Here is a 23,980-nt window from a genome sequence, read left to right on the forward strand (position 1 = left end):
CATGAGCGATCAAGCATTCTCGATGCCGCCGCTGGTCGGCGGGCAGGTGGCCGACTACCTCGTGGAGGCGGTGATCGGCCGCGGCGGGATGGCCACGGTCTTCCGCGCCCGCGACCAGCGCCTCGGCCGCACCGTCGCGCTGAAGGTCCTGGCGCCGCAGCTCTCCCAGGACCAGCGCTTCCGCGACAGGTTCGTGCGCGAGTCGCGCCTGGTCGCCGGGATCGACCACCCCAACATCATCCCGATCTACGAGGCGGGCGAGAGCGACGAGCTGCTCTTCATCGCCATGCGGTACGTCGAGGGCTCCGACCTGCGCAGGCTGATCCAGGCGAGCGGCCCGCTGCCGGTGGCCCGCGGCTACGCGCTGTTCTCCCAGATCGCCTCCGCACTGGACGCCGCCCACCAGCAGGGGCTCGTCCACCGGGACGTGAAACCGGCGAACATCCTGGTCACCGACGGCTCCGACCGCGATCCCGAGCACGTCTACCTGACCGACTTCGGGCTGACCAAGAGCACGTTCTCCGAGGCGGGGCTGACCAGCCAGGGCCACTTCATGGGCACGCCGCGGTACGTGGCGCCCGAGCAGATCCGCGGCCTGCCCGTGGACGGGCGCAGCGACCTGTACGCCTTCGCGTGCGTGGTGTACGAGGCGCTGTCGGGGCTGCCGCCGTTCCAGCGGGACACCGAGCTGGCGCTGCTGTACGCGCACGTCTCGCACGACCCTCCGCCGCTGACCCCGTACCGGACCGACCTGCCGCACGCCGTCAACCGGGTGATGGCGCGGGCGCTGGCCAAGTCGCCGGGCGAGCGGTACACCACCTGCCGCGAGTTCGTGACCGCGCTCAGGGACGCGATCAGCGCCGAGGAGCCGCACAGCCCGCCGGAGGGCCGCCCGTCCTGGCCGCCGTTCCCGGGCGCGCCGTTCACCCCTCCCCCGGGGACGCCGGCGCAGGCGTCCTCCGGCTCGCCATGGAGCGCCGCCCAGCCGGGTGGCCCCACCTCCCACCCGGACCACGGCCCCGCCCCCATCCCAGGTCATGGTTCCGCGCCCCTCCCGGGCCACGGTTCCGCCCCCGCTCCGGGCCACGGCCCTGCCCCTGTCGCGGGTCACGGGCCCGTCCCCGGCCACGGCCCCGCGCCCGCCGCGGGGCACGGTGCCGCCTCCGTCCCTGGTCAGGGCCGGGCGTCGGCCTCTCCGGGTACCGGGCACGTCCACGCGCCGCCTGACGGGGCAGGGCACGTTCCGGCTTCGGGCTCCCTCGGGCACGTCCCCGCGTCCGTACCGCCGGGGCAGGCTCGGGGGGCGGGCACCGTGCCGCCGGGCTTCCCGGTCCCGGGCGGGTATCCGGAGACGGGCGCCTCCACCCACCCCGGCCCTCCGCCGCCGGTCAAGCGGCGCCGCCCGCCCGCCGGGCTGCTGATCGCCGCGGGCGCGGTGCTGGTCTCGCTGGCGGTGGCGGCCGCGCTGCTCCTCGCCCAGGGGTCGCCGGTGGCGCCGGGCCCCAAGCGGTATCCGGGGACCCCTGCCGCCCCCATGGCGTTCGAGTACCCGGGCACATGGGAGTCCCGCACGCACAACGACGAGTACGCCGTGTTCTCCCCGGCGGCGGCCGAGTTCGACACGTTGTTCTCGGTGCCGATCGCCTCGGACTGGACGGCCGTCAACGCGCTGCTCGCGAGCAGTCCCGAGCGGGCGACCGGCGTGTTCGCCGAGCTCAACGACACGATCAGCACCGCCGACGCCCCCGAGACGCTGAAGCGCAGCCTGAGCTTCGTGCTGCCGGGGCCGGCCGACTTCGCCTCGGCGCCGACCTCGGCCACCGTCGGGGGCAGGCCGGCGTTCCGGCTCACGGGCGTGGTGAACGACCCGGCCCAGCAGGGACGCCTGGACCTGGTCGTCTACATCGTCAGCCGCGGCCAGGACAAGCCGGTCGCGCTGCTCGCCTTCTTCTGCCCGCCCGCGAGGTGCGACCAGACCGCCATCGACCGCATCACCTCCACCACGACGTTCCCTTCCTGAGCCCTCCCGGGTCCTCGCGCGGCCGGGCCGGTCGTCACGGCGTGATGTCGTGGGCGGCCGACCAGGCGCGCGCCCCGTCGAGGACGGCGTGGTGGACGGCGCGGGCGAGGCGGGCGCCCCAGATGGACCTGGGCCCGCCGAACGGCTCGCGCGGGCCTTCGGCGCGCACGGCCACGCACACGGCGTCGGAGGCGGTGCCGGTGCAGGCGTACCCGGCCTCGATGAGGGCCTGGGTCTTGGCCTCGGTGACGGTCATCACGGTGTTGACCAGGGCGGCGTCGGACATGGCCACGGGGAGGGCCACGATGATGTTGACGGTGCCGGGGGCGGGGTGGAGCCGCTGCGGGCGCAGCTCGGGGTCGGGGACGCCCTCGGGCGAGGCCGCCCAGGTGGGCACGCGCAGGCCGACGGTGGCGACCGCCTCGGCTCCGCCGTCCTCGGCGCGGGTGTAGCGGTCGACGGAGGCGGCGGTCATCATGCCGACGCCCGTGCCGGGCGGGGCCAGCGCGCGCAGGTGCTCCCTCGGGTCCATGCGCGCGTACCCGGCCACCACCTGGGCGTTCAGCACCCATTCCGCGGGGGCGATGCCGCCGCCGAGCACGGCGGAGGAGATCGCGCGCCGGCCGGGGCCGAACTCCCACAGCAGCGAGGCGAGACGCGCCCCGTCCTCGTGCCGGTGGCTCAGCGACGGCGGGGGCGGCATGGGGGACTCCTCACGGCGGGGTGCTCGCAGCGTACCCCGGGGCCCTCAGGCCGGCTCGGGGGCGTCCTGGCGCGGGCGGACGAGGTTGACCAGCGGGCGGCCGTCGGGGCCGGTGTCGACGCGGACGCGGGCGCCGAAGTGGCGGGCGAGCAGGGGCTCGGTGAGGACGTCGGCCACCGGGCCCGCGGCGGCGAGGGCACCGCGGGCGAGCAGCAGCATGGCGTCGGCGTACTGCCCGGCCAGGCTGAGGTCGTGGATGGTGGTGATCACGGTGAGGCCGTCGGCCAGGCGCAGCCGGTCGACCAGTTCGAGCACCTGCTGCTGGTGGCCGAGGTCCAGGGCGGTGGTGGGTTCGTCGAGCAGCAGCACGGGGGCCTGCTGGGCGAGCGCGCGGGCCAGGACGACCCGCTGGCGCTCGCCGCCGGACAGGTTGCCGAGCGGCCGGTCGGCGAGCGCGGCCAGGTCGAGGCGTTCGAGCACGGACCCGGTGACGCTTCTGTCGCTCCTGGACTCCCGGCCGAGGTAGGAGATGTACGGCGTGCGGCCCAGCATGGCGTACTCGAACACGGTCAGGTGCGGCGGCAGCAGAGGGTCCTGCGGGGCGTAGGCCATCAGGCGGGCGCGCCTGCGCGGGCCGAGGCCGCGCGCGGGCACGCCGTCGACGAGGACCTCGCCGCTCGCCTCCACCAGGCCCATCATCGCCCGCAGCAGCGTGGACTTGCCGGCGCCGTTCGGACCGATCACCGCCAGCCACTCGCCGCCGCGCGCCGACAGCCCCACGCCGGACAGCACGGGCCTGCCGTCCAGCGAGACGCCGAGGTCGCGCACCTCGACGGTGTTCACCGGGTTCACCGGGTTCACCGGGTTCGGCGGGGCGCTCACACGCTCACCGAGCGGGTGGCGCGCAGGATGCCGACGAAGAACGGCGCGCCGACGAACGCGGTGACCACGCCGATGGGCAGTTCGGCGGGGGCGAGCATCGTGCGGGCCAGCAGGTCGGCGAGCACCATGAACGCGGCGCCGCCGAGCAGCGACAGCGGGAGCACCACGCGGTAGGACCCGCCGGCGAGCCGCCGCACGGCGTGCGGGACGACCACGCCGACGAACCCGATGAGGCCGCTGACCGCGACCGCCGAGGCCGTGGCCAGGGAGGCGGCGCACAGGACGACGAGACGGACCCGCGCGGCGTCCACGCCGAGGCTGACGGCCTCGTCGTCGCCCACCGACATGACGTCGAGCAGGCGGCCGTGGGCCAGCAGGACGACCGCCGACACCACCGCGTAGGGGGCGACCAGCCGGACCTGCGACCAGTCGCCCGCGACGCCGCCGAGTATCCACGAGTAGATCTTCTGGAGCTGCTCGACGCGGATCTGCTGGACGAACGCCTGCAGCGCGGCGAGGAAGGAGGAGACCGCGACCCCGGCGAGCACGAGCGTGGCCGTGCCGCCGCCGCGCCCGGCCGTGCTGCCGAGCGCGTACGCCAGCAGCACCCCGCCGATCGCCCCGCCGAACGCGGCGATCGGCACCAGGCCCTGCACCTGGACCAGGACGATCATCAGCGTGGCGGTGAAGCCGGCGCCCGCGGCGGCGCCGAGCAGATAAGGGTCGGCGAGGGGGTTGCGGAACACGCCCTGGTAGCCGGCGCCGGACATGGCGAGCAGGCCGCCGACGACGGCGGCCAGCACGACCCGGGGCATGCGCAGCTCGAAGAGCAGGCCCTTCTCGACCGGCGACAGGCCCGAGTCCACCGAGACGAACGGCAGCCGGTCGAGGAGTTCGAGCAGCATGCCCTTGGCGGGGATGCCGACCGCCCCGATCGTCAGTCCCGCGAGCAGGCAGATCGCGAGCACGACCAGCGCCACCGCGAGCGCCGCCGGCCGTGCGCGCGCCGGAGACGCCGTCGCCATGGCCGCCGGTCTCAGCCCGCGGCCTTCTGGACGGCCTCGCCCACGACCTTGACCAGGTCGACCACGCGCGGCCCCCAGCGGGAGGCGATGTCGTCGTCGAGGGGGACGACCCGGTCGTTCTTGATGGCGGACAGGCCGGCCCAGCCGGGCCTCTTGGCGAGGGTCTCCCTGGACTGGCCGCAGCACTTGGTGTCGCCCAGGAAGATCAGGTCGGGGTCGGCCTTGACGACGAACTCGCTGGAGAGCTTGGGGTAGCCGCCGGCGGGGTCGGGGGCCTTGTCGGCGATGTTGGTCAGGCCGAACAGGCCGTAGACCTGGCCGAGGAAGGTGCTGGAGGTCACCGAGTAGGGGGTGCTGTCCAGCTCGTGGTAGTAGCTCAGCTTCTTGTCCTTGGGCGCGGCGGCGGCGATCGCGTCGATCCGGCCCTTCATCCCCTGGGCGAGCTCGGTGGCCTTGGCGGCGTTGCCGGTGGCGGCCCCGAGGTCGGCGATCTCGTCGTAGACCTCGTCGAACTTGGTGGCGGCGGGCTCCAGCAGCACCGGGACGCCGAGCTTGGTGAGCGCGCCGACGACGCCGTCGATGTCGTTGGACAGGACGACCAGGTCGGGGCGCTTGGCGACGATGGCCTCGACGTTGGGCTTGAAGCCGGACAGGTCGGTCCTCGGCGCCTCGGCCGGTTGGTTGGACTGGTCGTCCACGGCGACGACCTGCGGCCCCGCGCCGATCGCGAACAGCGTCTCGGTGTGGCTGGCCGACAGGGAGATGATCTTCGTGGGCCTGGCGGCGATCGTCACCGGGCCGTTGCCGGCCTGGACGGTGACGGGGAAGCCGGCGGCGCCGGCGGATGGGGCGGGGGTCGTACTGGTGACTGCGCTGGTGGCTGAGGGGGCGTCGGTCCGGCCGCACGCGGCCAGCGTCAGCGTACCCAGCAACGCGCACGCCAGGACCGTGCGTACGGGCCTCACGTGGGTTCCTCCTGTTGCCGGGAAACGAGGACCCGTGGTCATGACGGATCACCCTTTTCCACGAGGGTTGACGGCGTCGGCGCGGGTGGAGGCGACCTGGCTCGATCCGGGGGGATCTCACAGTTGCGGGACAGCGCCGGAATCACACCGGACTTCGCTCCACGCCACGCGTCACACGAACCGTATCAACCAACGGCCAGAGGGGATACGCCAGGTCGTGACGGGCGTACCACCGCGGGTCAGGCGAGCTGGGCCTCGGCCGCGGCGATGATCTCCTGGAGGCGGAGCCCGTGGCGGGCGTCCAGCGGGTGGCCGCCGCCGGCGCGCACGGTGGCGGCGAACTCGGCGGCCATGGCGGGGAAGACCTCCGGGCCGAGGGCGTCCCCGGTCAGCGTGGCGCCGCCCCGGTGGCCGTAGACGGCGACGCGGGAGACGCCGTCCTCGCCGTGCGCGGCCATGGACAGCGACGCCTCGCTGACCGCGCCGGTCTCGTGCTCCAGCAGCAGGCCCGTCCAGGCGAGCGGGTCGCCGTGGGCGCGCACGCCGATGACGGGCCCGAGCGCGGCGTCCAGCAGGTCGATCACGTGCGGGCCGACGTCGAGGATCGCGCCGCGCTCGCGCCGCCACGGGGAGTCGATCTCGTGCAGGGCGCCGGAGACGTTCACGGCGTGCCCGCCGAAGGGGTCGATCTCGGAGACCCGCCGCAGGAAGTCCTTGGTCGCGGGGGCGTACCGGAAGGTCAGCACCATCTGGGAGGCGACGCCGGCCTCGCCCACGGCGTCGGCCAGGCGGCGCGCGGCGTCGAGGTCGGCGGCGAGCGGCTTCTCCAGCAGCAGGGCCTTGCCGGCCTTGGCGGCGAGGAGGCCGAGCTCGGCCTGCACGGCGGGCGGGACGCAGAAGGCGACGGCCTCGCAGACCTCGAACAGCTCCTCGACCCGCTCGTACACCGGGGCCCCGAGGCGGGCGGCGGCCTCGGGCCTGCGCGCCCACACCCCGGCGAGCCGCGTGTGCGGCCCGGCGGCGAGCATGGGGGCGTGTACGGCCTCCGCCCAGGGCCCGGCTCCGATGAGACCCACCGACACTGGTTCCACGACGCTCAGCTCCCCGGGTGTCCGACCGATCGGAGCGAGACTAGCCCAGCCACGCGGGGTGTCCGGCGTCGGGTATCGCGCCCCTGGATTCCGGACTGTACGGAAAAGGCCATTTTCGGCGGTCTAAGTGGTTATTGACCGAAACCTTGATCGCGGTCCGCGATCGTGATACTTCATTGATCATGTGGCATTTTGCCGCACGAAATTACCAATTGTCGCGTTCGCGGTATGCGGTGAGCGGCGCTCGATAGGAGGCCCCGGAGCCGGACCTCCCCGCCGGTTCCGGGCGCCCGCCTCGTGCGGCACAACCGGTCACGGCCTTTCACGGCCTTTCACGCATGACGCGAACGCGGCACGGCCCGCAGCACACCCTTGGAGCACCCCACGATGTCGGTCGCCGCTTCCCCCCGGCATGCCCGAACCGTCCCCCTCCACCGGCTCTTCCCTCAGATCGTGCGCGACCCCGTGAACACGCTGGCGGCGCTCGCCAGACGTTCCCGCGGGACGATCGTCCGTCTCCCGGCGGGATCCACGCCCGTCTACCTGGTCAGCCACCCCGACCACGTCCAGCACGTGCTGCGTGGCAACTGGGAGAACTACCAGCGCCAGGGGATGTTCTGGCGTCCCCTGCGGCGGTTGCTCGGCGCGAGCATCCTCGACGACGGCGCCGCCTGGGAGGCGAGCCGCGGCATCCTCCAGCCGCTCCTGACCGCCAGGAAGGTCGGCTCCCTGGGCGAGGAGATGGCACGTGCCATCGACGAGCGGGTCGGCGAACTGGAGGTCCACGCCGCCTCGGGACGGGCGTTCGACGCGGGCGAGGAACTGGCCGACCTCGTCAACCAGACCGTGATCAAGGTGCTGTTCGGCGGGCGGCTCTCGCCCGAGGACGGGCGCCGCCTGTCCCCCGCCTACGACAAGGCCGCGCGCGCGGTCGCGCTCCGCATGTTCCTGCCCTCCCTGTCGTACTCGATGCGGCTGCCCGGCGACCGGGCCTACCAGGAGGCCATCGAGACGATCGACGAGGTCGTGCTGCCCATGATCCGGCGGCGCCACCCGCGGCCCGGCGGCGACGTGCTGTCCGCCCTCTGCCACGCCCGGCGGGAGCGGGGCGAGGGCGAGCGGCAGATCCGCGACGACGTCGTCAGCGTGTACGGCGCGGCGGCGGAGTCGACCGCGACCACCCTGACCTGGCTGTGGCCGGCGCTGGACCGGCGCCCCGACGTCGCCGCCAAGCTGTACGCCGAGGTGGACCGGGTCGTCGGCGCCGGGCCCGTGCGGGCCGGTCACCTGCCGGAGCTGACCTACACCTCGATGGTGCTGCGCGAGCTGATGCGGCTGTGGCCGTCGGGGTGGCTGTTCCCTCGCATGGCCGAGAAGGCCGACCGCGTCGGCGGAGTGGCCGTCGAGGCCGGGGCGCAGGTGCTGATCACGCCGTACGCCACCCACCGGCTGGACGAGTTCTGGGAGCGCCCGCTGGAGTTCGACCCCGAGCGCTTCGCGCCGGGCGCGCAGGAGCGCCGCCACCGCTATGCGTACTTCCCCTTCGGCGGCGGCCCGCACCTGTGCCTCGGCAGGCCGCTGTTCGAGATGGCCGCGCCGCTGATCATCGCCGCCGTCCTGAGCCGCTTCCGCCCGATCCTCCGCGGCGGCGGGCCCTTCACGCCCTTCCCCGCCGGGTCGCTGCGCCCGCGCCGGAAGGTGGAGCTGGTGCTCGTCCGCGCCCGGCGGGGCGCGGCGTGAGCGCGGGCCTGGACGCGCTGGAGAGCGGGCGCGTCTGCGCGGTCGCCGGACGCTCCCAGCGGCACATGCAGCAGTGGGCGGCGGCCTATCCCTCGCTGTTCTCGGCCCGGCCGTTCGACGCGGCGCTGCACGGCACCGTCTCGATGGCCATGGCCTTCAGCGGCCCGTGGTTCAGCGCGGAGGAGCTGGCGGCCACCAACAAGGCGTGCCTGTGGGCGTTCGCCCTGGACTGGCTGGTCGACTACGTCCACACCTCGCCCGGCCAGGTGCGCGAGCTGGTCGGGGCGTGCCTCGCGGTGGCGGACGGCGCCGCGCCCGCCCTGGACGACGACCTCGCCCGCATGCTGGGGGACCTGCGCGCCGACCTGGCGGACGCCCCGGCGTTCCCCGAGCTGCGGGCCGTCTGGCGCGAGGAGCTGGCGCGGATGCTCGGCGCGATGGCCCGGGAATGGGAGTGGAAGGCCGCCGGGGCCCGGCCGTCCCTGGAGGAGTACCTCGGCAACGCCGACAACCACGGCTTCTGCTTCGTGTTCACCTGCCACTGGATCGCCACCGGCGGGCCGGGCGCGGCGCGGGACGCCGGCCGCGTGCTCCAGGCCGGCCGCGCCGTCCAGCGGGTGATGCGCCTGCTCAACGACCTCGGCTCCTACGAGCGCGACAAGAGCTGGGGAGACGTCAACGCCCTGCTCATCGGCGTGCCCCGCGAGACGGTCGCCCGGCGCGCCGCCGCGCTCACCGGCGAGGCCAGGGGCCTGATCGCCGGGCTGCGCGGCGGGCACGAGCGGCTGGCCGTCTATCTGGAGCGCCAGATGGACTTCTGCGCGGGCTTCTACGAGCTCGGCGAGTACTGGGGCCGCCTGTGAGCGGTCCCGACCTCGCCTTCGCCGCGCGCGGGGGCGAGGTCGGCGTGCGCGACGCCGAGCGCCTGGTCGCCGGGCTCGCCGGGCGGCCGTGGGGCGACGTCACCGTCTCGGTGTACGAGACCGGGCGCGTGGTCGCGCTGGCCCCGTGGCTGGCCGGGCACGCCGAGCGGATCGTGTACCTGACGGCGGCGCAGCGGGAGGACGGCGCCTGGGGCGTCCACGACGACTACAGCCTGGTCCCCACGCTGAGCGCCACCGAGGCGCTGCTCGCCGAGCTGGCGCGCGGCGCCCCCGAAGGGCTGGGCGAGCGGGTCGCCACCGCCGCCGCGCGCGGGCTGCGCGCGCTGTCCGCCCGCCGCACGTCCTCTTCCGCCGCCCCGGACATGCCGGCGCGCGAGCTGATCGTGGCGTACCTGACCGAGGCGATCGGGCGGCGCCTGCACGAGCTCGGCGGGCGGGCGCGGGACCTGTCCGGCGGGCACGGCGTGGAGGGCGTCGCGCTGCCCCCGCCGGACCGCGCGGGCGTGGCCAAGCTGGCCGGGATCCGGGCCGCGCTGCGGTCCGGCGCCCGGCCGCCCGAGAAGCTGACGCACGCCCTGGAGGTCGGCGGCGAGGCGGCGGCAGGAGCCAGAGGCGTGGAGCTCACGCCGTCCGGGACGATCGGGGCCTCGCCCGCCGCCACCGCCGCGTGGCTCGGCGCGCGGACCGTGCCGGGGCCCGGCCATCCGGCCCGCCGGTACCTGGAGACGGTGGCGGGGCTGCACGGCGGGCCGGTGCCGTGCGCGCTGCCCATCACCGTGTTCGAGCGGGGATGGGCGCTGGCCACGCTGGCGCGGGCGGGCGTGCCGCTGCGCGTGCCGCCCGCGCTCACGGCCAGTCTGCGCCCGGCCGCGCGGCCCGGAGGGGTCGCCGCCGGGCCGGGGCTGCCCGCCGACGCCGACACGACCTCCGTCGCCCTGTACGCGCTGGCCCTGCTCGGCGTCCGCGTGGAGCCCGCCGCCCTGTGGGACTACCGGGCGGACGAGCACTTCGTGACCTGGCGCGGCGAGGAGGGGGTCTCCACGACGGTCAACGCGCACGTCCTGGACTGCCTCCACGCCTACGCGGCGGGCCGCGGGGGCGCGCCCGGCCGGTACGCGACCGCGGCGGGCGAGGTGGCGCGGTGGCTGCGCGAGCGGCAGCGGGCCGACGGGAGCTGGACCGACCGGTGGCACGCCTCGCCGTACTACGCCACGATGTGCTGCGCCCTGGCGCTCGACGGCCGCCGCGACTCGGCGGGGGCGGTGCGGCGCGCGGTCTGGTGGCTGCTGTCGGCGCAGCGCGGGGACGGCTCCTGGGGCGTGTGGAGCGGCACGGCCGAGGAGACGGCGTACGCCATGCAGGTCCTGCTGCTGTGCGGGACGGCCGGCGACGAGGCCGCGCGGCACCGGGCGTGCGCGCGGGGCCGGGCCTTCCTGCGGGACACGGGCGGGCGCGCGGGCGGTCCGCCCATGCCCGCGATGTGGCACGACAAGGACCTGTACGCGCCGCGCGCCGTCGTCCGCGCCGCGGTGACGGCGGCCCTGCACCTGGCCTCCCGCGGCACGGAGGTATCCCTACTTACCTGACAAAAGGGACGAAAGACGCAATACTTCACTATAGAAAACCTTCCTAACTAACCCCCTGACAATCTTGACTTCAGGGGGTTCTAGTCCGTTTTCGCCCGTGCTAGGGTGCCTGCGGGCAAGAAGGTGGAATTGCACCTGCCAAGTGGTACGGCGGCCAGCGAACGAGCAAGCCGCTCATATGCCGATATCATTCGCCGTGAACCGCACCGAGGCTTCCTGACTTTGGCCAGGGATGGAGTTATGCGCTTCCAGAATCCGCGGGTCCGGACCAAGGTCACGGCGCTCCTGTTATCCCTCGCGGCGCTCTGGGCCTTCGCGGCCTGGGTGACGCTGCGGGAAGGACTCAACCTTCTGTGGGTCTCGACGCTGGACACGAACGTGTCCCAGCCCGCCGAGCGGCTGATCACCGAGCTGCAGCGCGAGCGCCTGTTCACCGCGGCGGTCCAGGCGGAGCCCTCCTCCCCTGACCAGCGCAGGAACGCCCTGGCCCCCCAGCGGGCGCGGACGCTGGAGGCGGGCGCCACCTTCCACCGGCTCGTCGGCGACGACGGCGTCCGGCGCGCGGCCGGCGCGGTGGTGATCCAGCGGATCGAGGCGGCCGACCGCTCGCTCCAGCGCCTCGTCCCCCTGCGCAAGAAGATCGACGCGGGTGAGCTCGACCGCCACGCGGCCGGCGACGCCTTCACCCAGGTCATCGAGTCCATCTACAACATCTACGACGGGCTGGCCGGCCTGGACGACCAGGACTTCGCGCGGGACACCCGCACCCTGGTCGCGATGGCGCGGGCCAAGGAACTGCTGTCGCAGGAGAACGCGTTCGTCGTGGGCGCGCTGACCTCCGGCGGCCTCGGCCCCAACGACCGGATCAAGTTCACCCAGCTCGTCGGCGCCCAGCGGTACTCCCTGGACGGCGCCTCCGCCGACCTGCCCGCCGCCGCGCACGCCGCCTACGAACGGCTGGCCGCCGGAGACACCTTCGGGCGCCTCCGCGCGCTGGAGGACCAGCTCGTCCGCGTCCCCCCGGACGGCGCCCGGTCCTTCCTGCCCGTCGCGTCGTGGCGGTCCTCCGCCGACGCCCTGATCGCCGAGCTGGACCGGCTCGTCGAGGACGCGGGCGACGCGCTGGTCGACCGCGCGACGCCCCTGGCCACGGCCGTCGTCATCCGCCTGGTGCTGGCGGGCGGGCTCGGCCTCTTCGCGGTCATCGCCTCGATCGTCCTCGCCATCACCACCGCCCGCACCCTGGTGCGCCGGCTGGAGGAGCTGCGCACCGCCGCCCTGGAGCTGGCCGGGCGCAGGCTGCCCGGCCTGGTCGAGCGGCTCGGCCGCGGCGACGAGGTGGACGTGACCGCGGAGGCCCCGCCGCTGGCGGTCGGCAACGACGCCATCGGGCAGGTGAGCCAGGCGTTCAACAGCGTGCAGGAGACGGCCATCCGCGTCGCGGTGCAGCAGGCCGAGCTGCGGCGCAGCTACCGGGGCATCCTGCTCAGCCTGGCCCGCCGCACCCAGTCGCTGGTCCACCGGCAGCTCACCGTCCTGGACGCCATGGAGCGGCGCGAGACCGAGCCGGAGGAACTGGCCGACCTGTTCCGCGTCGACCACCTGGCCACCCGCATGCGGCGCAACGCCGAGAACCTCATCGTGCTGTCCGGCGCCTCCCCCGGCCGCGCCTGGCGCCGGTCGGTGCCGATGGTGGACGTCGTGCGCGGCGCGCTGGCCGAGGTCGAGGACTACACCCAGGTCACGCTCATGCCCATGGGAGAGGCCGAGCTGGCCGGCCGCGCGATCGGCGACGTCATCCACCTGCTCGCCGAGCTCATCGAGAACGCCGTCTCCTTCTCTCCCCCGTACGCGTCGGTGCAGGTCAGCGGCCAGGAAGTCGCCAAGGGCTACGTCGTCGAGATTGAGGACCGCGGCCTCGGCATGAGCCCGGAGGACCTGGCGGACGCCAACCAGCGCATCGCCGACCCGCCGGAGTTCAAGCTGACCGGCACGCCGCGCCTCGGCCTGTTCGTCGTCAGCCGCCTGGCCTCCCGCCACAACATCAAGGTCACGCTGAAGGCGTCCCCGTACGGCGGCACGACGGTGGTGGTGCTGATCCCGCGCGAGCTCATCGACGGCGACGCCGACCTCGACCCCGGCATGGAGCCCATGACCGAACCCACGACCGACTCCCCCGCCGACGCCACTCCCGGGCCCTTGACCGGACCCGTGGCCGGCGACGCCCTGCCGTCCCCAGCCGCCGGCGTGCCGCCCCAGGGATCGCACCACCTCCGCGAGGACCTCCCCCGGCCGCCCTCCCCCGCTCCCCGCGACCTCTCCGATCTCCCCCTCGCCGAGGCCCCGGACCTCGCGCCGTACGTCCCCGGTCCGGCCCTGCCGACGCGCAGCCGTGGCGGCAGGATGGCGGCGCACGACGGCCCGCCCCCGAACGCCGCCCCCGGCCCGCGCCACGCGGAGCCGCGCGCCACGGCCGCCGCCGACGAGGCCGCGCCCGCCTTCACGCCCTCGGGCCTGCCCCGCCGCGTCGCCCAGGCGCACCTCGCGCCCGGGTTGCGGCAGGATCCGGCCGCGCCCTCCCCCGGCCAGGAGGAGGATGACCACTTCTCGCCGGAGGAGATCCGCCGGCTGATGGGCTCGTTCCAGAGCGGCACCGAGCGCGGGCGCTCGGAGGCGGCGGGGCTGCCAGGAAGAGAACACCGTGATCCGGTAACAGAGGACGGCGAGTGATGCAACGGACGAGTTCCCCCGCCGATCTGACCTGGTTGCTCGACGACCTGGTCCATCGGGTGAGGGAGGCCGAGCACGGGATCGTCCTGTCCACCGACGGTCTGCTCCTCGCGGCGTCGCGAGGGCTGAGCCGGCCCGACGCCGAACACCTGTCCGCCGTCGCGGCGGGCGTCCAGAGCCTCGCCCAGGGAGCCAGCGAGCGCTTCCAGGGCGGCGCCGTGCGCCAGACCATCATCGCCATGAGGTCGGCGTATCTGGTGGTCACCGTGGCGGGCGAGGGCGCCTGCCTCGCGGTGCTGGCCGCGCAGGACGCCGACGTGGGCCTGGTGGCCTACGAGATGGCCATGCTGGTGGCGCGCGTCGGCCAGTACCTGACCTCACCCGCACGAACGGAGACCCTTCCCCCGAGGAATCCCCCTAGGAACGAGGACGCCTTATGACGAGCCTCTCCGACGACCCCGCGGACGAGCAGTGGCTCGACGACGAGGCCGGACGCATCGTCCGCCCGTACGTGATGACACGCGGCCGCACGGAGCCCAGCCGGGGCAAGATCGACCTGATCACCCTCGTGGTGACCATCAACCCGGTGATCACGGCCGAGCCCGGGCTCGGCCCCGAGCACCACACCATCGTCAAGCTCTGCGACAGGCCGTTGTCGGTCGCCGAGATCGCCGCTCACCTCGACCTCCCGGCCGGCACCGTGCGCGTCCTGCTCGGCGACCTCGTCGACAGGGGCTTCGTGGCCATCCAGGAGCCCGCGCGGGAGACCGACGTTCTGGACCTGGAAACCTACAAGGCGGTGCTCAATGGACTACGGACGCTCTAGCCGCGACGTCGGCCGGGCGAAGCTGCCCACCGCGATCAAGATACTCATCGCGGGCGGGTTCGGGGTCGGGAAGACCACCATGGTCGGTTCGGTGTCGGAGACCAGGCCGCTGCGCACCGAGGAGATGCTCACCGACCGGGGCGTCGGCGTCGACGACCTGGCCGGCGTCGAGGACAAGAAGACCACGACGGTCGCGATGGACTTCGGCCGCATCTCGATCGGCGAGGACCACGTGCTGTACCTGTTCGGCACGCCCGGGCAGGAGCGGTTCTGGTTCGTGTGGGACGAGCTGGCCCTCGGCGCGATGGGCGCGGTCGTGATCGCCGACACCCGGCGGCTGGCCGACTGCTTCCCCTCGGTGGACTACTTCGAGCGCCGCGGCACGCCGTTCATCGTCGCGGTCAACTGCTTCGAGGGCGCCAGGCGCTACGACCTGGAGGAGATCCGCATGGCCGTCGACCTCGGCCCGGAGACCCCGGTCGTGCTCTGCGACGCCCGGCGGCGCGAGTCCAGCAAGAACGTGCTGGTCACACTCGTGGAGCACGCCATGCAGGCCCGGACGCGGCGCTCCGCGCAGGAGCCCGCGACCCGCTGACGGCACCCCGCCGGCGTCCGTTCCGTCCTCAGGCCCGCTCGCCTTCGAGGGCGCGGGCGAGGGACGCGAGCTCGGGGACGCCGGCGGCGGCCGTCAGGCTCTCGGCGAGCACCGTGTCATGCGTGGGGCGCGCGGCGGCGAGGAGCGCGCGGCCCGCCTCGGTGACCTCGGTGTAGATGCCGCGGCGGTCGGTCGGGCACAGGTAGCGGCCGAGCAGGCCGCGGTTCTCCAGCCGGGTGACCAGTCTCGTGGTCGCGCTCTGGCTGAGCACGATCGCGCACGCGAGCTGCTGCATGCGCAGATGGTGCTCGTCCTGACGGCTGAGCACGTCGAGAACGGCGTACTCGACCACCGACAGGTCGTGCTCGCGTTGCAGGGCCCTCTCCAGCGCGTCCTCGATGCGGGAGTGGAGCGCCGCGAGCCTGCGCCAGCCCTGCGCGCGGGACTCCGCGGCCTCCTCGGCGCCGTGGGCCGCGGGGGCCTCATCGGGGAGCGACATGACGGCCTCCAGATCGAGACATGACATGCCGCATCCTACCGGACAAGCGCCCCTATACCGCGCTTGCAATTACCCGCGTGCGCAATTATTGTCGGCGGTCGATGAAGGCTCGCGCAACCGTCTGGAGTCATGGCATGCAGATCGACCTCAAAGGCCGCACGGCGCTGGTGACCGGCTCCAGCGCGGGCATCGGCCACGCCATCGCCACCTCTCTCGCCCGCGCCGGCGCCCGCGTGCTCGTCAACGGGCGCGACGAGGTCCGCGCGCGCGAGGCCGCCGCCCACATCACCGAGCTCACCGGCAACCAGCACGTCCACGCCCTCGTCGCCGACGTCGCCACGGCGCACGGCGCGAACGTCATCACCGCCGCCGAGTCCGAGGTCGACATCCTCGTCAACAACGCGGGCGTCTTCGCGCCCGCCCCGGTGTTCGAGGTCAGCGACGGGGAGTGGCGGCGGTACTTCGAGGTCAACGTGCTCAGCGGCATCCGGCTCGCCCGCCACTACATCCCCCACATGACCGCCAAGGGCTGGGGGCGCGTCGTGTTCATCAGCAGCGACTCCGCCGTGCTCCCCCCGACCGAGATGGTCCACTACGGCATGACCAAGACGGCCCAGCTCGCCGTGTCCCGCGGCATGGCCCAGGCCGTCGCCGGCACCGGCGTCACCGTCAACTCCGTCCTCGCGGGCCCCACCCTCACGCCCGGCGTCGAGCAGTTCATCACCAGCCTGATCGGCGAGGACGTCCCCTTCCACGAGGCCGAGCGCCGTTTCATCACCGAGGAGCGCCCGACCTCCCTCATCCGCAGGCTCATCCGGCCCGAAGAGATCGCCAACCTGGTCCTGTACCTGAGCTCCGACCACTCCTCCGCCACGACGGGCGGGGCCCTGCGCGTCGACGGCGGCGTGATCCCGACCCTGATCCCATGACCCGGCCTTCGGCGTCGCACCACCCGGCCGTCCGCCACCGCAGGGGCGGAGCGACCCCGATTTGGACGGAGCCTTCCACATTCGTTGTCCGGCCTTTGCGGCAAGCTCCCCCGATGTGCTGGCCGTTACCACCGTACGGTCATATTGTCCTCTTGTGGGCGATTTGCGGCATTCATGGTGCGAGGCCGAGCCAGACGACGGCTCCGGCCCGGCACACCGGTTCCGCACGCCCGCCCACCACGCCGCCGGCTCCGACGGAGATCCCGATGAGCAGGCCGGCTGACGACGCCTCCCACGGCATGTTGCTGGACGAGGAACTGGGCGCGGCGGTCCGCCGCACCGGGGCCTCGGGCGGGGCCGTCTACCTGCTCACCCGGCAGGAGCCGGTGCTGGCCCTGGTGACGTTGTGCGGTCCGCTCCTGGAGTTCGCCCTCCCCTGGCGGCGCCTGCCGCTGGACACCCCCGCCCCGATCACCGACGCGGTGCGCGAGAACAGCCTGGTGTGGATCGGCCGTCAGGAGGCCCTGGCCCGCCGGTATCCGCGCCTGGCCGCGGCCTTCCCCCACGAGCTCTCGGTGGCCGCCGTCCCCCTGACCGGCGCCCGGCGCCGCTGGGGGGCGCTGCTGCTGATCTGGCTCGACGAGCATCCGCCCGAGCTCACCAGGCGCGAACGCACCACCATCACGGCCAGCGCGCGGCGGCTCACCCGCGCGCTGGACGACGCCGCCCAGCTTCCCGTCATCCCCGAGCAGCCCCGCATCGCCCCGCTGGACCGTCCCCAGGCCGCGCAGCCGAGCCTCGCGGCCATCGACTTCGCCGAACGCCTGCCCGGCGCCCTGGCCCTCGACCTGGAGGGCCACATCACCTTCGTCACCGCCCGCGCGGCCGACCTCCTCGGCCGCAGCCCCGACCAACTGCTCGGCACCCTGCCGTGGCAGTCGCTGCCCTGGCTGGACGACCCCATCTACGAGGACCACTACCGCACCGCGGTCGCCACCCGCGAGCCGGTCTCCTACTCCGTGCTGCGCCCGCCGGATCAGTGGCTCGCCATGCAGCTCCATCCGGACGCCTCCGGCATCAGCGCGCTCATCACCCCCGTGGGCGCCGGGCAGACCCCGCCCGCCACCCCCTCGCGCAGCCTTCCGGCGTCCGGCATCGCCGGCGTGGGCCGCCTGTACCAGTTGATCCACCTGGCGGCCGCGCTCACCGAGACCGTCGGCGTGCAGGACGTCGTCGACCTGATCGCCGACCAGGTCCTGCCCGCCTTCGGCGCCCAGGGCATGGTCCTGAACACTTTGGACGCCGGCCGCCTGAAGATCATCGGATACCGCGACTACGACCCCAGGCGCATCGAGATGCTGGACGGCCTGCACCTGGAGAGCGACCTCACCCCCGTCGGCCACGTGCTCGCCAGCGGCACCCCCGCCTTCTTCTGCGCCCCCGAAGAGATGGCCCGCGACTACCCGCAGGCGCCCGCGATCAGCGGCAAGCAGGCGTGGGCGTTCCTGCCGCTGATCACCTCCGGCCAGCCGGTCGGCTGCTGCGTCCTCTCCTACCGCCACCCCCACACGTTCACCGCCGACGAACGCGCCACCCTCACCTCGCTGGCGGCCCTCATCGCCCAGGCCCTGGACCGCGCCCGGCTGTACGACGCCAAACACTCCCTGGCCCACAGCCTCCAGCAGGCCCTCCTCCCGCACATCATGCCGGTCATCCCGGGCCTCACCGCCGCGGCCCGGTACCTGCCCGCGAGCCACGGCATGGACGTCGGAGGCGACTTCTACGACCTCATCCGCCTCGACGACTCCACCGCCGTCGCGGTCATCGGCGACGTCGAAGGCCACAGCGTCACCGCCGCCGCGCTGATGGGCCAGGTCCGCACCGCCGTCCACTCCCACGCCACCACCGGCGTGCCCCCCGAGGAGGTGCTCGCCCGCACCAGCCGCGTCCTGGCCGACTTCGAGTCCGACCTGTTCGTCTCCTGCCTCTACGTCCACATCAACCTGGCGCGTGGCCGTGCCCGCCTGGCCAGCGCCGGCCACCTGCCGCCGGTCCTGCGCCACCCCCAGGGGCACACCGAGGTCCCCGGCATCCCCCCTGGCCTGCTGATGGGCATCGACCCCACGACCACCTACGAGAGCACAGAGATCTCCATGCCGCCGGGCACGCTGCTGGCCCTGTTCACCGACGGCCTCGTCGAGAAGCCCGGCACCGACATCACCGACAACATCGACAACCTGGCCACCCGGCTCCTGCACGCCCCCAACCCGGACGTGGACGCCCTCGCCGACAGCCTGATCCGCCACGCCACCCAGGCCGTCAGCCGCGACGACGACATCGCCCTCCTGCTCATCGCCACCGACCCGGCCGACGGGGACCACGACCACGCCGATACGCCTTCGGGACAGGAATACGGCAAGGTAGGCGATGGAAGGTTACCGTGACGAGACCAAGTGAGGCCAGGCGATGACCATGACTTTCGAGTCATCCGTCCCCGAGGTACGGCTCAACAACGACGTGCGGATTCCGCAGCTCGGGTTCGGCGTCTTCAAGGTGCCCGAGCCGGAGACGGCCGCCGCGGTCACCACCGCGCTGGAGAGCGGCTACCGCAGCATCGACACCGCCGCCGTCTACGGCAACGAGACGGCCGTCGGCGCGGCGCTGGCCAAGTCGGACGTGCCCCGCGACGAGATCTTCGTCACCACCAAGCTGTGGAACGACTCCCAGGGGTACGACGCGGCGCTGGCCGGCTTCGACGAGAGCCTCGCCCGGCTCGGGCTCGACTACGTCGACCTCTACCTGATCCACTGGCCCGCCCCCGCCAAAGACCTCTACCTCGACACCTGGCGCGCCTTCGAGAAGCTGTACGCCGACGAGCGGGTCCGCGCGATCGGCGTGTCCAACTTCCAGCCGGCCCACCTGCGGCGCCTGCTGGAGCACACGGGCGTGGTCCCCGTCCTGAACCAGATCGAACTGCACCCCTACCTCCAGCAGGAGGAACTCCGCGCCCTGCACGCCGAGCACGGCATCGCGACCGAGGCGTGGAGCCCCATCGCCCGCGGCGGCGCGCTGCTCCAGGACCCGGTGATCACCTCCATCGCCGCCCGGCACGGCAGAACCCCGGCCCAGGTCGTCCTGCGCTGGCACATCCAGGTGGGCAACATCGTCATCCCCAAGTCGGTGACGCCGTCCCGCGTGCAGGAGAACATCGACATCTTCGATTTCTCCCTCACCGCCGAAGACCTCTCCGCCGTCACCACCCTCGACAACGGCACCCGCACCGGCCCCAACCCCGACACCTTCAACTGACCCCCTCCTCTCGTCCCACCCGCGTCCAGAGGTCTCGTGCCCACCCGTGGCCGTCCGCTGGGGTCGGCCGCCGCAGGCCCACCCAGAAGTACGCGAGGACTCAGCGCGTGACCGAGGAGGGCGCGACGCGAGAAGGGATAGGAAAGCAACCGGAGAGGTAGAGGCACAGGCAACCGAGGTAGAGCAGAGCGATGAGATAAGAGGCGTGGAGGGGCGAGACGGGAGCGTGGCGATCCAGGTATTCAGGTCGCGTCGATGTCGGCGGCGAAGCGGTCCCAGGCGGCTTGGCGGGAGATGCCGAGGGCTTCGCCGATCCTCGCCCATGTGACGTCACGGTCGCGGAGGACGCGTACCCATGCCCGCAGGTCGCACTCGGCCTGTTCGACGGTGAGCGCCTGCCGGGGCAGGGCGGCGAGCAGATCCTCGTCGCTCATCCCGGAGATCCACTCGTCAGCGTCCGGATCCGGCCCGAGCTGCACCCGCCGGACCCGCCCCGCCACTCCCCGGCCGGCTCGCCCGTCTCGCCACCCGTCGATCTGCCCGTCCGTTTCCCCTCCGGTCCCCTCCTCTTGTCTCCCTCTGGTCCCCTCTTCGTGTCTCCCTTCGGCGTCCTCGACCCGTCCCCCGCCGGCGCGCTCGGCCGCTCCCTCACCGACTTCCGCGCCCACACCGTCATCGTCAGCGCCGCCCCGCCGGCCGGTGGACGGGTCGTCCGGCGCGGCGTGCTCGCAGGGGTGAGGTGCCGGTTCGGTGATCAATCGGTGGCAGAGGGACACGCAGGTATCGCAGATGTAGACGCCCGGGCCGGCGATGACCGTCGCCGACTCGGAGTGGGGCTTTCCGCAGAAGGAGCAGCGGGTCGCCAGTTCGGTGATCGGCGTCACCTGACGGATGCGCTTGCTTCGCGTCACGCGCCAACCATGCCACTTTCCCTCTCATCTGTCAGCCCTGCCTTGACAAGCAATCACGTCAAGGGCAGGCTGACAAATCATGATCCACGACGCACGGCACAGCTCCATGGGCATACCCGCCCTGTATCGCGTTCCCAGCCACAGCGGGCGCGGCCGTGCGTTCGAGGCTAGTGGCATCGACGTGGCGACCCTCGGCTACGCGGAGGAAGAATTCCTCCTTAAAGGCACCGCTTTTTCCTACCGGGACACGACCACGGCGCGCTCCCACGGGGGCACCGGCCCCGGCGCGGTGACCGTCCACGCGCAGGCGCCGTACGTCACGAGGATCCTCGTCCGTACGCCCGCGCGGCGGGAGCGGTTCGCCGGGACGGTCGTGGTCGAGTGGCTGAACGTCGCCGACTTCGTGGACGCGGGCGTCGAGTGGACCTACACCTACCCCGAGTTGGTGCGGCGCGGAATGGCGTGGGTGGGCGTCTCGGCGCAGTGCGCCGGGGTGATCGGCGGCCCCCGCCCCGTCCAGGGCCCGGCCCCCGGCGGGCTCAAGGCGTGGGACCTGGAGCGGTACGGCAGGCTTGAGCACCCCGGGGACGACTGGTCGTACGACATGTACTCCCAGGCGGGCCGGGTGGTACGTGACATGTTCCCCGGCGCGCGGCTCATCGGGGCCGGGGTGTCGCAGGCGGCCTACCGGCTCACGACGTACATCAACAAGATCGACCCGCTCGACCGGATCTACGACGGTTTCCTCGCGCACAGCCGGGTCGGGGCGGCGGCGCCGCTCGCCTTACCGGACCGGCCGGAACGGACCGACTGGCGCCCGGTCCCGTTCCGCGACGACCTCCGCGTGCCCGTCCTGGCCCTCCAGACCGAGACCGACGTCGTCACACTGGGGTACATGGCGGCCCGGCAGCCGGACGGCGAGCGCTTCCGCCTGTGGGAGGTCGCCGGCGCGGCACACGTCGACACCTACAACGACGCGGCCACCAGCGGCGCGGTCACCTCCGCCGTACTAGCCGCCGGAACCCTCCCCGGCCTGACTTCCGGAGCCTTTCCCGGCCACGCCCCCGACACCCTCCCCGGCCACACCGCCGAAGCCCGCCCTGGCCACACCCCTGGAAACGTCCCCGGCCACACATCCGGAGCCTTTCGCGGCCACACTCCCGAGACCCTCCCCGGCCGCATGCCCGAACCTCTTCCCGGCCGTACATCCGACGCCCGTTTCGGACTCGCTTCCGGAGCGTTCCCGGGGCCTGCCGCCGGAGCCTCCTCAGGACGCACGGGATCGTCCCGAGGTCTCACCAGAAGATCATCCCCTGACCTCGCCGCCGGATTCGCGGCCGGGCCCGGGGCGGGGGCCGCCGCCATGGCCGCCGCGCTGGCGCCCCGCACGCGGGCCTGCGGCCTCGACTTCCCGTACCTCGTCAACTCCGCGCCGCAGCACCACTATGTCGCCAAGGCTGCCCTGTACCACCTCGACCGGTGGATCCGCGACGACATCCCGCCGCCGCACGCGCCCCGCCTGGCCACCGTCTCCGGCTCGCCACCCGCTCTGGTCCGCGACGCCTACGGCAACACCCTCGGCGGAATCCGCACCCCCTGGATGGACGCCCCCACCGCCGTACTCACCGGCATCAGCCCCGACGACGGCCTCCTGGAACGCCTCTTCGGCCTGACCGTCCCGTTCTCGAAGGAGATCCTCGCGACCCTGTACGCGGACGACGCCGCCTACCGCACGGCCTTCACCCAGGCCACCGACACCGCCGTCCGCGAAGGCTTCCTCCTCGACTCCGACGCCCCCTTGATCAAGTCCTGGCCCTCACCACCCAGGTGACCAGGCCGCTGCGGCTGAAATGGTTTCTTGGGTGGTTGAGGTGTGTTGACCCCACCCGTGCGGCCCCGTCGTGGCCGGGCACGGGTGGGATCAACACCCCCCAACCAGCCCACAAACACCTCAACCGCCCAGGGATTCCACGTTGACGGTGTCCGGCTGTCCGCGCCCGAGTTGGGCGATCATGAATCCGCTCCTCATGCCGGTCGTGCATTGGGGGGCGACGATCTGGACGGTGATGTTGGGCCGTCGCGTGAGGTCGGAGATGATTTCCAACTGACGGCGCATCGTCTCAGGGGCGGCGACCGGACGCCGCAACACGTACTCGTCGCTGAGCGCCCACACCATGGGCGGGACCTCCCCATCGAGGATGGCCCCCCGCCGCACCCGCGCCCGCACGCGTTCGTCGACCTCGTCCGCGGTGATCCCCGGCGCCCCCAGGAATACCGACCTGGCGTAGTCCTCGGTCTGGAAGAGCCCTGGGACCAGCAGCGGATCCCATGTGCGCAGGACCGAGGCACGGGGTTCGATCTCCTCGGTCCAGCGGGTGAACCAGGCCGGCCCGGGGCTCTGGAGCATGAGGCGGTATAGGCGGTCGAAGTGGCCGTCACGGCCGAAAATCGCACGGCCGGACGAATTCGGACGACGGCGGGCGTTCCCCGCGTTCTATTTTTCCGATCATATCCGGACTGTAGGTGGTTCGTTCGCCGAGCTGAGGCTGTGAAAGCCCTGCCTTCTTCCGGCAGCGGCGCAATTCACTGCCGAAGAAAGCGCCGGGGCCGGCGTTCGGATCCAATGCGCGCTCTCGCCCCGCGAAACCCTCACCAAACCCTCCGCGATCCCGAGAATCCGCTTTTCGGAGTCTCGCACACGCCGACCGGCGAAGCGGGCCGGAACGAAGACGTGATCCGGACAACCATTTGTCGGTGGACTGTCATTACTTTCCGTTACTCACCGTCACGGTGGGCAGAGATGCCGAGGTCACGCGTGACGGGGCGCCCGCCCCCGTTCGTGGCGTCGAGCGAGGAGGCCATCTTGCCGAGGGGCAGGCACGAAGAAAGGGATGGTACGCCCGAAGCAGCACGACGGCGGAGCTGGGAGCCGGAGGCTCGGGCGGAGGCGGAGCGGCTGGGCGCCGCCGAACCCGGATGGGTGATCTTTTATGGGGTCTGGAGCCGGAGGTATTTCGCCTTCGCGATCAAGAAGGGGGTCGAGCCGGCGATGGTGGACGCACCGATCACGCGTGTTCTCCGGCTGCTGATGCGCGAGGCCGAGGGCTCGGACAGAGGCACCGATGAACCCGAGTATCCGGCATGTCGTTGAATCGTGAGGTCACGGCGTCAGCGCGCGAGAACAAGATCGAATTTACGCTCGCTTGACAGTTCGCGATCTATTGCTTTTCTTCATCGATTTCCGCCAGAGCCCACCCCCGGGCGAACAGCATAAACCCGGACAGA

At 72.9% G+C, this 23,980-nt stretch carries 21 protein-coding genes and 1 riboswitch; of the genes, 12 read left to right on the top strand and 9 right to left on the bottom strand.

What is annotated here, in order from left to right; all coding sequences use genetic code 11:
* Position 1: 1 nt before the first annotated feature.
* Positions 2–2,020: a serine/threonine-protein kinase gene (locus tag BJ982_RS32715; RefSeq protein WP_184886482.1), complete on the top strand. Its 2,019-nt coding sequence runs from the start codon at positions 2–4 to the stop codon at positions 2,018–2,020.
* A gap of 34 nt (positions 2,021–2,054) precedes the next feature.
* Here BJ982_RS32715 and BJ982_RS32720 read toward each other — a convergent pair whose 3' ends face one another.
* The 5 genes from BJ982_RS32720 to BJ982_RS32740 form a co-directional block, all read right to left on the bottom strand.
* Positions 2,055–2,723, bottom strand: a complete 669-nt coding sequence (locus BJ982_RS32720; protein WP_184886484.1) for an adenosylcobinamide amidohydrolase — start codon at positions 2,721–2,723, stop codon at positions 2,055–2,057.
* Between the two features lie 45 nt (positions 2,724–2,768).
* A complete protein-coding gene (locus tag BJ982_RS32725; protein WP_239122854.1) occupies positions 2,769–3,605 on the bottom strand; it encodes an ABC transporter ATP-binding protein in 837 nt (278 codons plus the stop codon).
* Entirely contained in the window at positions 3,602–4,630 is a 1,029-nt protein-coding gene (locus BJ982_RS32730) for a FecCD family ABC transporter permease (RefSeq protein WP_184886486.1), read from the bottom strand. The genes BJ982_RS32725 and BJ982_RS32730 overlap by 4 nt, the downstream gene beginning before the upstream one ends.
* Before the next feature lie 11 nt (positions 4,631–4,641).
* Entirely contained in the window at positions 4,642–5,595 is a 954-nt protein-coding gene (locus BJ982_RS32735) for an ABC transporter substrate-binding protein (protein WP_184886488.1), read from the bottom strand.
* A gap of 69 nt (positions 5,596–5,664) precedes the next feature.
* Positions 5,665–5,787: riboswitch (cobalamin riboswitch) on the bottom strand.
* 47 nt (positions 5,788–5,834) lie between these two features.
* Positions 5,835–6,671: a Gfo/Idh/MocA family protein gene (locus BJ982_RS32740; protein WP_239122855.1), complete on the bottom strand. Its 837-nt coding sequence runs from the start codon at positions 6,669–6,671 to the stop codon at positions 5,835–5,837.
* A gap of 402 nt (positions 6,672–7,073) precedes the next feature.
* Between BJ982_RS32740 and BJ982_RS32745 the strand changes: the two genes are divergently transcribed.
* The 7 genes from BJ982_RS32745 (at position 7,074) to BJ982_RS32775 (ending at position 15,047) form a co-directional block, all read left to right on the top strand.
* Positions 7,074–8,426: a cytochrome P450 gene (locus BJ982_RS32745; protein ID WP_260413886.1), complete on the top strand. Its 1,353-nt coding sequence runs from the start codon at positions 7,074–7,076 to the stop codon at positions 8,424–8,426.
* Positions 8,423–9,289 carry a terpene synthase family protein gene (locus tag BJ982_RS32750; RefSeq protein ID WP_239122856.1) on the top strand — a complete coding sequence of 289 codons (867 nt, stop codon included), beginning with the start codon at positions 8,423–8,425 and terminating at the stop codon, positions 9,287–9,289. Before BJ982_RS32745 ends, BJ982_RS32750 begins: the two co-directional genes overlap by 4 nt.
* Positions 9,286–10,896, top strand: a complete 1,611-nt coding sequence (locus BJ982_RS32755) for a prenyltransferase/squalene oxidase repeat-containing protein (RefSeq protein WP_184886494.1) — start codon at positions 9,286–9,288, stop codon at positions 10,894–10,896. The genes BJ982_RS32750 and BJ982_RS32755 overlap by 4 nt, the downstream gene beginning before the upstream one ends.
* Positions 10,897–11,136: 240 nt before the next feature.
* Entirely contained in the window at positions 11,137–13,626 is a 2,490-nt protein-coding gene (locus tag BJ982_RS32760; protein WP_184886496.1) for a sensor histidine kinase, read from the top strand.
* Positions 13,626–14,066 (top strand): roadblock/LC7 domain-containing protein, encoded by a 441-nt coding sequence (locus BJ982_RS32765; RefSeq protein WP_203958962.1) that lies wholly within the window; start codon positions 13,626–13,628, stop codon positions 14,064–14,066. The genes BJ982_RS32760 and BJ982_RS32765 overlap by 1 nt, the downstream gene beginning before the upstream one ends.
* Complete coding sequence (locus BJ982_RS32770) at positions 14,063–14,452, top strand: DUF742 domain-containing protein (RefSeq protein ID WP_184613853.1); 390 nt, start codon at positions 14,063–14,065, stop codon at positions 14,450–14,452. Before BJ982_RS32765 ends, BJ982_RS32770 begins: the two co-directional genes overlap by 4 nt.
* Entirely contained in the window at positions 14,433–15,047 is a 615-nt protein-coding gene (locus BJ982_RS32775; RefSeq protein WP_184886500.1) for a GTP-binding protein, read from the top strand. The genes BJ982_RS32770 and BJ982_RS32775 overlap by 20 nt, the downstream gene beginning before the upstream one ends.
* 28 nt (positions 15,048–15,075) lie before the next feature.
* Here the strand turns inward: BJ982_RS32775 and BJ982_RS32780 are convergent, their stop codons facing one another.
* Positions 15,076–15,546 (bottom strand): MarR family winged helix-turn-helix transcriptional regulator, encoded by a 471-nt coding sequence (locus BJ982_RS32780; protein WP_184889674.1) that lies wholly within the window; start codon positions 15,544–15,546, stop codon positions 15,076–15,078.
* A gap of 134 nt (positions 15,547–15,680) precedes the next feature.
* Here BJ982_RS32780 and BJ982_RS32785 point away from each other — a divergent pair, with 134 nt between their 5' ends.
* The 3 genes from BJ982_RS32785 to BJ982_RS32795 all read left to right on the top strand — a co-directional run bounded on the left by BJ982_RS32785 (position 15,681) and on the right by BJ982_RS32795 (position 19,784).
* The gene (locus tag BJ982_RS32785; RefSeq protein ID WP_184886502.1) at positions 15,681–16,475 is read left to right on the top strand and encodes an SDR family NAD(P)-dependent oxidoreductase; all 795 of its coding nucleotides are present in this window, start codon (positions 15,681–15,683) and stop codon (positions 16,473–16,475) included.
* Between the two features lie 266 nt (positions 16,476–16,741).
* Positions 16,742–18,919: a SpoIIE family protein phosphatase gene (locus tag BJ982_RS32790; RefSeq protein ID WP_203958963.1), complete on the top strand. Its 2,178-nt coding sequence runs from the start codon at positions 16,742–16,744 to the stop codon at positions 18,917–18,919.
* Between the two features lie 28 nt (positions 18,920–18,947).
* Positions 18,948–19,784 carry an aldo/keto reductase gene (locus BJ982_RS32795; protein WP_184886504.1) on the top strand — a complete coding sequence of 279 codons (837 nt, stop codon included), beginning with the start codon at positions 18,948–18,950 and terminating at the stop codon, positions 19,782–19,784.
* A 242-nt stretch (positions 19,785–20,026) separates the two neighbouring features.
* Here BJ982_RS32795 and BJ982_RS38730 read toward each other — a convergent pair whose 3' ends face one another.
* Complete coding sequence (locus BJ982_RS38730) at positions 20,027–20,695, bottom strand: ClpX C4-type zinc finger protein (RefSeq protein WP_239122857.1); 669 nt, start codon at positions 20,693–20,695, stop codon at positions 20,027–20,029.
* Positions 20,696–20,774: 79 nt separating this feature from the next.
* On the opposite strand from BJ982_RS38730, the gene BJ982_RS32805 reads away from it, so the two are divergent.
* Positions 20,775–22,526, top strand: coding sequence for an alpha/beta hydrolase domain-containing protein (locus BJ982_RS32805; RefSeq protein WP_184886506.1), 1,752 nt, complete (start codon positions 20,775–20,777; stop codon positions 22,524–22,526).
* Between the two features lie 120 nt (positions 22,527–22,646).
* Here the strand turns inward: BJ982_RS32805 and BJ982_RS32810 are convergent, their stop codons facing one another.
* Together BJ982_RS32810 and BJ982_RS41035 are read right to left on the bottom strand one after the other, a co-directional pair.
* A complete protein-coding gene (locus BJ982_RS32810) occupies positions 22,647–23,102 on the bottom strand; it encodes a DUF5753 domain-containing protein (protein ID WP_184886508.1) in 456 nt (151 codons plus the stop codon).
* Positions 23,103–23,130: 28 nt separating this feature from the next.
* Positions 23,131–23,439: a helix-turn-helix domain-containing protein gene (locus tag BJ982_RS41035; RefSeq protein ID WP_373869612.1), complete on the bottom strand. Its 309-nt coding sequence runs from the start codon at positions 23,437–23,439 to the stop codon at positions 23,131–23,133.
* Positions 23,440–23,980: the final 541 nt, after the last annotated feature.

The organism is Sphaerisporangium siamense, from assembly GCF_014205275.1.
In the GTDB taxonomy this organism is placed as follows: domain Bacteria; phylum Actinomycetota; class Actinomycetes; order Streptosporangiales; family Streptosporangiaceae; genus Sphaerisporangium; species Sphaerisporangium siamense.